The organism is Pseudomonas sp. K5002 (assembly GCF_013386655.1).
GTDB lineage: Bacteria > Pseudomonadota > Gammaproteobacteria > Pseudomonadales > Pseudomonadaceae > Aquipseudomonas.
Genome location: NZ_JACARK010000319.1, coordinates 1 through 5,629, shown reverse-complemented (window position 1 = coordinate 5,629; position 5,629 = coordinate 1). Strand labels below are relative to the sequence as shown.

At 61.6% G+C, this 5,629-nt stretch carries 4 protein-coding genes and 1 pseudogene; 3 read left to right on the top strand and 2 right to left on the bottom strand.

Annotated elements, in window-relative coordinates:
- On the top strand, positions 1-709 hold a 709-nt coding region (locus HX846_RS15970; protein WP_178965698.1), incomplete at its 5' end, for an AraC family transcriptional regulator.
- A 53-nt stretch (positions 710-762) separates the two neighbouring features.
- Here HX846_RS15970 and HX846_RS15965 read toward each other — a convergent pair.
- Entirely contained in the window at positions 763-3,126 is a 2,364-nt protein-coding gene (locus HX846_RS15965; RefSeq protein ID WP_178965697.1) for a penicillin acylase family protein, read from the bottom strand.
- Between the two features lie 239 nt (positions 3,127-3,365).
- Here HX846_RS15965 and HX846_RS15960 point away from each other — a divergent pair, with 239 nt between their 5' ends.
- Both HX846_RS15960 and HX846_RS15955 read left to right on the top strand, forming a co-directional pair.
- Positions 3,366-4,451 (top strand): GNAT family N-acetyltransferase, encoded by a 1,086-nt coding sequence (locus HX846_RS15960; RefSeq protein WP_178965696.1) that lies wholly within the window; start codon positions 3,366-3,368, stop codon positions 4,449-4,451.
- Positions 4,448-5,323 (top strand): hypothetical protein, encoded by an 876-nt coding sequence (locus HX846_RS15955; protein WP_177020263.1) that lies wholly within the window; start codon positions 4,448-4,450, stop codon positions 5,321-5,323. Before HX846_RS15960 ends, HX846_RS15955 begins: the two co-directional genes overlap by 4 nt.
- Here HX846_RS15955 and HX846_RS15950 read toward each other — a convergent pair.
- Positions 5,320-5,629: pseudogene (locus HX846_RS15950) on the bottom strand (nucleotide sugar aminotransferase); the annotation flags it as partial. The gene HX846_RS15955 and the pseudogene HX846_RS15950 overlap by 4 nt on opposite strands.

Sequence of the window (5,629 nt, the reverse complement as noted above, 5' to 3'; positions counted from 1 at the left end):
GGTGCGCAGCCAGGGCGCGCGGGTAAAGCCGGTGGCGCAGACCGTGATCGAAGGCGGCTTGCTGCCGATCCATCGCCTGGGCGGTGAGCAGCCGGACGTGGACATGCTCTGCGGCAGCTTTCGCTACAACCGCCAGTCGTTGCTGTTCAGTGCGTTGCCGGACTACCTGGTGGTGTCCAGCCGGCAGTGGCAGGCCGATGGACAGTTGGCGGCATTGATCGCACTGCTGCGCAGCGAGGCGGACGGGCAGCGGCTGGGGGCGCGGTTTTTCATTGATGCGCTGTCGTCGGCGTTGTTCACCCTGATCCTGCGGGCATGGCTGACGCAGCAAGCGCCGGTGGCGGGCACCTTTGCCTTGTTGACCGACAAACGCCTGGGCAAGGCCTGGCAGGCGATGCTGGCGGATCCTGGGCATGAGTGGACCATCGACAGCCTGGCCAGCGCCGCGTCGATGTCCCGGGCGACCTTCATGCGTGGGTTTGTCAAAGTGGCGGGCGTGTCGCCGTGGGTGTTGCTGACGCAGTTGCGCATGGAGCTGGCGTTCAACCTGCTGCATCAGTCGCGGCTGAGCCTGACGGATATTGCCGCTCGGGCGGGGTATCAATCCCAGGCGGCGTTCAGCAAGAAATTCAAGGAAACCTACGGTGAGGCGCCGGGGCGGCTGCGTACCCGCTNNTGCGGAGTGTCAGTCACCAGATGTATTGACTGATCCACCGCATTCGCGAGCAAGCCCGCTCCCACATTGGTTTTTTGTTTCTTCAGTTATTGCGGTGTCCGGGCCGGCAACAGCTTGAGCGTACTACGAGTATTCGCCGTCACTTCCTCATCATTAAAATGCGCCTGCTCATACCCGCCTTCGATGTACGTCTCCGCCTGATCGGAATAGTGCTTGTCGAACGGCACTCCACTCTGCCCGACCGGGTTGATGGTCAGCCCATGTGCGGCATCGGCGAAATCAATCAGGCGTCGGGTCGACGGCCCGTACGTCACCGGCCACGGCGCCGGGCCGATCTGTGCGGATTGGTTGTTGGGCACTTCATGGGTGCCGGGAGCGGCAAACGGGCCTACGTTGACGATCTTGTCCAACGGCTTCTGCGAGCCCAGTGGATGGCCGTGGGTCAGGGTGTGGGCCTTGCCCCATTGCCACTGCGATGGATCCTCACCAAAGGTCGCCTTGAGGTGTTGCAGGCTGTTGTCCCAGGCAAGCTTGACGGTCTCGGCGCGGTGGCCATCCCACCACGGCGAATCCGCTGAAGCGGCCAGGCGCGGCAAGGCTGCGTCCACTACCCGGGTGGTGAGCAAGGTCTTGAACATCCCATCGCCCAGTTTCGGGTGGAACGCCGCGTCAGTGAGGTTGAACAGGAACTGGTTGAACAGCGTGGCACTGGTGGAGTCCAGCGGGTAATCGCCTTTCCAGGCTGCCAGTTGCTCCACCAGCTTCAACTGCGCCGGGTCCTTGACCACGTCACGCAGCACCGGCAGCAGCGGTGCCAGCAGCCGTGGGCCGTAGGCGGTGGTGGTGCCGAGCTGCAAGGCCTGGCTGTTGTCCACGTCCCATTTCACGCTGTTGTCGCTCAGTTGCGCGTTCAACTGCTGGCCACGGTCTGCCAGGTTGTAATACCCGGGGATCGGCATGCCGGTGGGTGACGCGGGCTGGGCATTGGCGGACACCACATAACCGCGGGCCGGGTTTTCTTCCTGGGGGTTGGCGCTGAATGGGTAGAAACCGAGCTTGTCCGCCTGGGCGGTACTGCCGTCGAGGATAAAGCCCGGGTTGACCCCGGCCGGGCGGATCGGCAATTGCGCCGCCGCCCACCAGCCGATATCGCCCTTGGCATTGGCCCATACGATGTTCAGGCCAGGCGCCTGGACCTTGGCCGCCGCCGCACGCGCTTTGGCGAGGGTATCGGCACGGTTGAGCTGATAGAAACCGTCGAGGATCGGGTTTTCGGTATCCAGGAATGCCCACCACATGGCAATCGGCGTCTTGCCGGCATTCTCGCCGAGCACGTCATTGATGATCGGACCGTGGGGCGAGGTGCGCAGGGTCAGGGTTACCGGGTCCTGGCCCTTGACCGCGATCTGTTGCTCGCTGCTGGTCATGTCCACCCACTTGTCGTGGTACCAGACCTGGTTGGGGTTGTCCGGGTTGACCTTCTCGGCGATCAGGTCGAGGTCATCGTTCTGGAACATGGTCAGGCTCCAGCCGAAATCCTTGTTGTGGCCCAGGAACGCCACCGGCACCAGCGCGTTGTGATAGCCGTAAAGCTCGAAGCCCGGCGCCGACAGCTGCGCCTCGTACCACACCGACGGCACCGAGAAACGGATATGCGGGTCACCCGCCAGCAACGGCTTGCCGCTCTTGGTGCGGCTGCCGCTGATGGCCCAGGCGTTGCTGCCTTCGAACTGCGGCAGGCCGTTGTCGGCCATGGCCTGTTCGCTCAACTGGGCAATGGCGCCGAGGTCTTTCCAGTCACCGGCCGCCAGGTTCAGCGCGCCCTTGGGCTGCCAGTCGAGGTCGAAGACCTTCAGGTAGTCGTTGCCCAACTGATCGCGTACGTAGGTCAGCAAGGGTTCGGTGCGAAAGGCTGCGGCAAAGCTGTAGGCCAGGTAGCCGGCGACGCTGATGGTGTCTTCGGCGGTGAACGGGCGCTTGGGGATGCCCAGTACGTCGAACTCCATGGGTTTGGCGTGGCTGTCCTGATACTGGTTGACCCCGTCCAGGTAGGCTTGCAGGGCCTTCCAGGACGCAGACTCATGGTCCATGTGTTCGACGTAGCTCAAGGCGCGCTCGCGAATGCGCAGGCTGCGGAACAGTTTGTCGGTTTCCAGCAACTTGGGTCCCAGCACCTCGGCCAGCTCGCCACGGGACAGGCGCCGCATGATTTCCATCTGGAACAGCCGGTCCTGGGCATGTACGTAGCCGAGGGCACGGTACAGGTCAGTCTCGTTCTCGGCGCGGATATGCGGCACGCCTCGGTCGTCGTAGCGCACCGTGACCGAACCTTGCAGATGGGCCAGCTCCACCGTGCCCTGGCGGGTCGGCTGCTTGCTGTACACGTACCAGCCGGCGCCAACCATAAGGGCTACGAGCAGGATGGCCAGCGCGGTCAGGATGCGTTTCATGGGTTGTCCCTTATTAGTCGGTCACCGTGAAGATTCGGGCAGTTTAGTGGGTTTGGCGAGCGCTGCGGAAAATGCTCTCGGGTTCGTGCTCCCTGAACCTGAGCTGCATGAAGTGGGGGTTCTGAAGTGGGCCGCGGGTAGGCGGAGTATTATGTTTACTCTGTTACATGAAACCAGCGGCGCGATGATTCACCCCGTCATCCGGGCGCGCCTTTGCTATCACTTTCGGAATGCAATTTATGACAGATCCCAGCCGTGCACAGGTGCCTTATGCCTGCTGCATGGAAACGCCATCGCTGATCAGCAATTTTTTGCGATACCCGCCGGTGGGTTTCACTGCCCAGCTGTCAGCACAGGGACTGCCGTACTTTTTCACCCGGTTCGACCTGCAGACCACCGCCGACGATGAGCTGCGTAGCCGCCTGCGCAGTTGGCCGGGGTACCGTTTGTGGCAGTCATGGCTGCATATCGACACCTGTTTTATCGGCACCACGGTCAGCGAATATTCCCCGTTCCCGCTGAACGTACCGCCACAGGACATGGCGCAATGGCTGCAACAGGAGTGTGCACCGCAACGCAAGCTCACCATCGTCAAGGATGTGCCGCTGGATTCTCCGCTGCTCAGCGTTGAGGACAATCGCTACGCACACGCGTTGATCGAGGCCTGCACCCAGCGCGGATTCATCAATGTAGAGGGCCAGGCGCTGGCCTATGTACCGATCGACTTCAGCTCGACGGATGAGTATCTGTCGCGGTTGTCCCACAGCCGTCGCCGCAATATCCGCCGCAAGCTACGCAGCCGTGATGAGCTGCGCATCGAGATCCTGGACACCGGCGATGTCCGCTTCAGCGATGAGCAATGGCAGCAGGAACTGTATCGGCTGTACAAGGCGGTGTACGCACAGAGCGAAATCCACTTCGACTTGCTCACGCCCGAATTCTTCATCCAGTTGCTCACCGATGCCGACAGCGGCGGGCATGTGTTCTGCTACTGGGACGAGGACGAACTGGTTGGCTATAACCTGTGCTACCAGCAAGACGGCAAGTTGCTCGACAAGTACATCGGCCTGAACTACCCGCTGGCGCTGGAGCACAACCTGTACTTCGTCAGCTGGTTTGTGAACCTGGAGTTCGCCCTGGAAAAGGGCCTGCAGTTTTATGTCGCGGGGTGGACCGATCCGCAGGTCAAATCCAGCCTCGGCGCCAAGTTCACGTTTACCCGCCATCTGGTGTGGGTGAGGAACCCGCTGCTGCGCAAAGTGATGAACCGTTTCCGGCACCATTTTGAAAGCGATACCCAGTGGCAGCAGGAGCAAACCGCATGAGCCAGGCCCGTCCCGCATTGATCCTCGATTTTGACGGGGCCGTGAATAACATTCCCGGCGCCCTTACCCTGCCGTTGCAAGCCTGGCAGGAGAAAATCCGTTTCGGCTGCCGCTGGGCGCAGTTCAAGGAGCTGGAGAACGCCCTGCACGCGCAGATGCCCAGCGATTACGGCTGTGTGTTTACCGGCAGCGGTGATTATCACCACCTCAGCCAGCTGTTGTTGAACCGTCTTCCCACCCAGCAAAAGATCCAGTTGATCATTTGCGATAACCACCCGGACAACATGCGTTATCCGTTTGGCATCCATTGTGGGTCCTGGGTCTACTGGGCCAGCCGCCTGCCGCAGGTCGAACACGTTCACGTGCTGGGCATTGGCTCGCCGGACATTTCCCTCAAGCACGCCTGGGAGAATCACTGGTCGCCGCTGGTGAAACGCAAGCTGACCTACTGGAACACCAACGTCGATACCCGTTGGTTGAACTGGATCGGCGCAGGCCGCAGCAATCGTGCATTCACCAGCGCGGACGAGTTGATGAGCGCGTTCCTGGCGCAGCTCGACCCTTCGCTGCCGGTGTATCTCTCCATCGACAAAGACGTGCTGAGCCCGCAGGTGGTGAATACCAATTGGGACCAGGGCGAGTTTCTGGAGAAGCATTTGAATGCGCTGATCGACGCCTGCCACGGCAGCATTATTGGCGCGGACATTACCGGCGACGTGTCCGCCTACCACTACCAGAGCAAGTTCAAGCGCTGGCTGAGTGCGTCGGATGGCCAGGAAGAGCTGCCGGAGAACCAGGTGGTGATCTGGCAACAGCAGCAGAATGAGCTGAATGCGCGCTTGTTGACCCGTATCGATCAAAGCTGGGCCTAGCGTTTAAGAATCCGCCGCAGATGATCCAGCACTTGCTCGAACAGCTCGTCCGTCAGCCAGTGGCTATTGCTGATCGACAGTGTCTGGGCGGCGAAGCTTTGCGCGCGGGGGATATCGGCGCCTTGCTGTAACAGCGGGGTGAGTGCCGGGTAGCCCGGCAATACGTGGATGAACAGGCGGGTGACGCCCAGGCCTGCCGTCCACAGCTGCGCCATCGCGGTATCGCGGGTTTGTGCGCTGGGCATCACCACCATCAGGAACGGCCAGGTGCCTTGCTGGCCCGGGCTGTCGGTCAACACCGACACG

Excerpts from the sequence above, each read along its gene's own strand:
- HX846_RS15965 (WP_178965697.1), bottom strand. The coding sequence starts at position 3,126 with ATGAAACGCATCCTGACCGCGCTGGCCATCCTGCTCGTAGCCCTTATG.
- HX846_RS15955 (WP_177020263.1), top strand. The coding sequence starts at position 4,448 with ATGAGCCAGGCCCGTCCCGCATTGATCCTCGATTTTGACGGGGCCGTG.
- HX846_RS15960 (WP_178965696.1), top strand. The coding sequence starts at position 3,366 with ATGACAGATCCCAGCCGTGCACAGGTGCCTTATGCCTGCTGCATGGAA.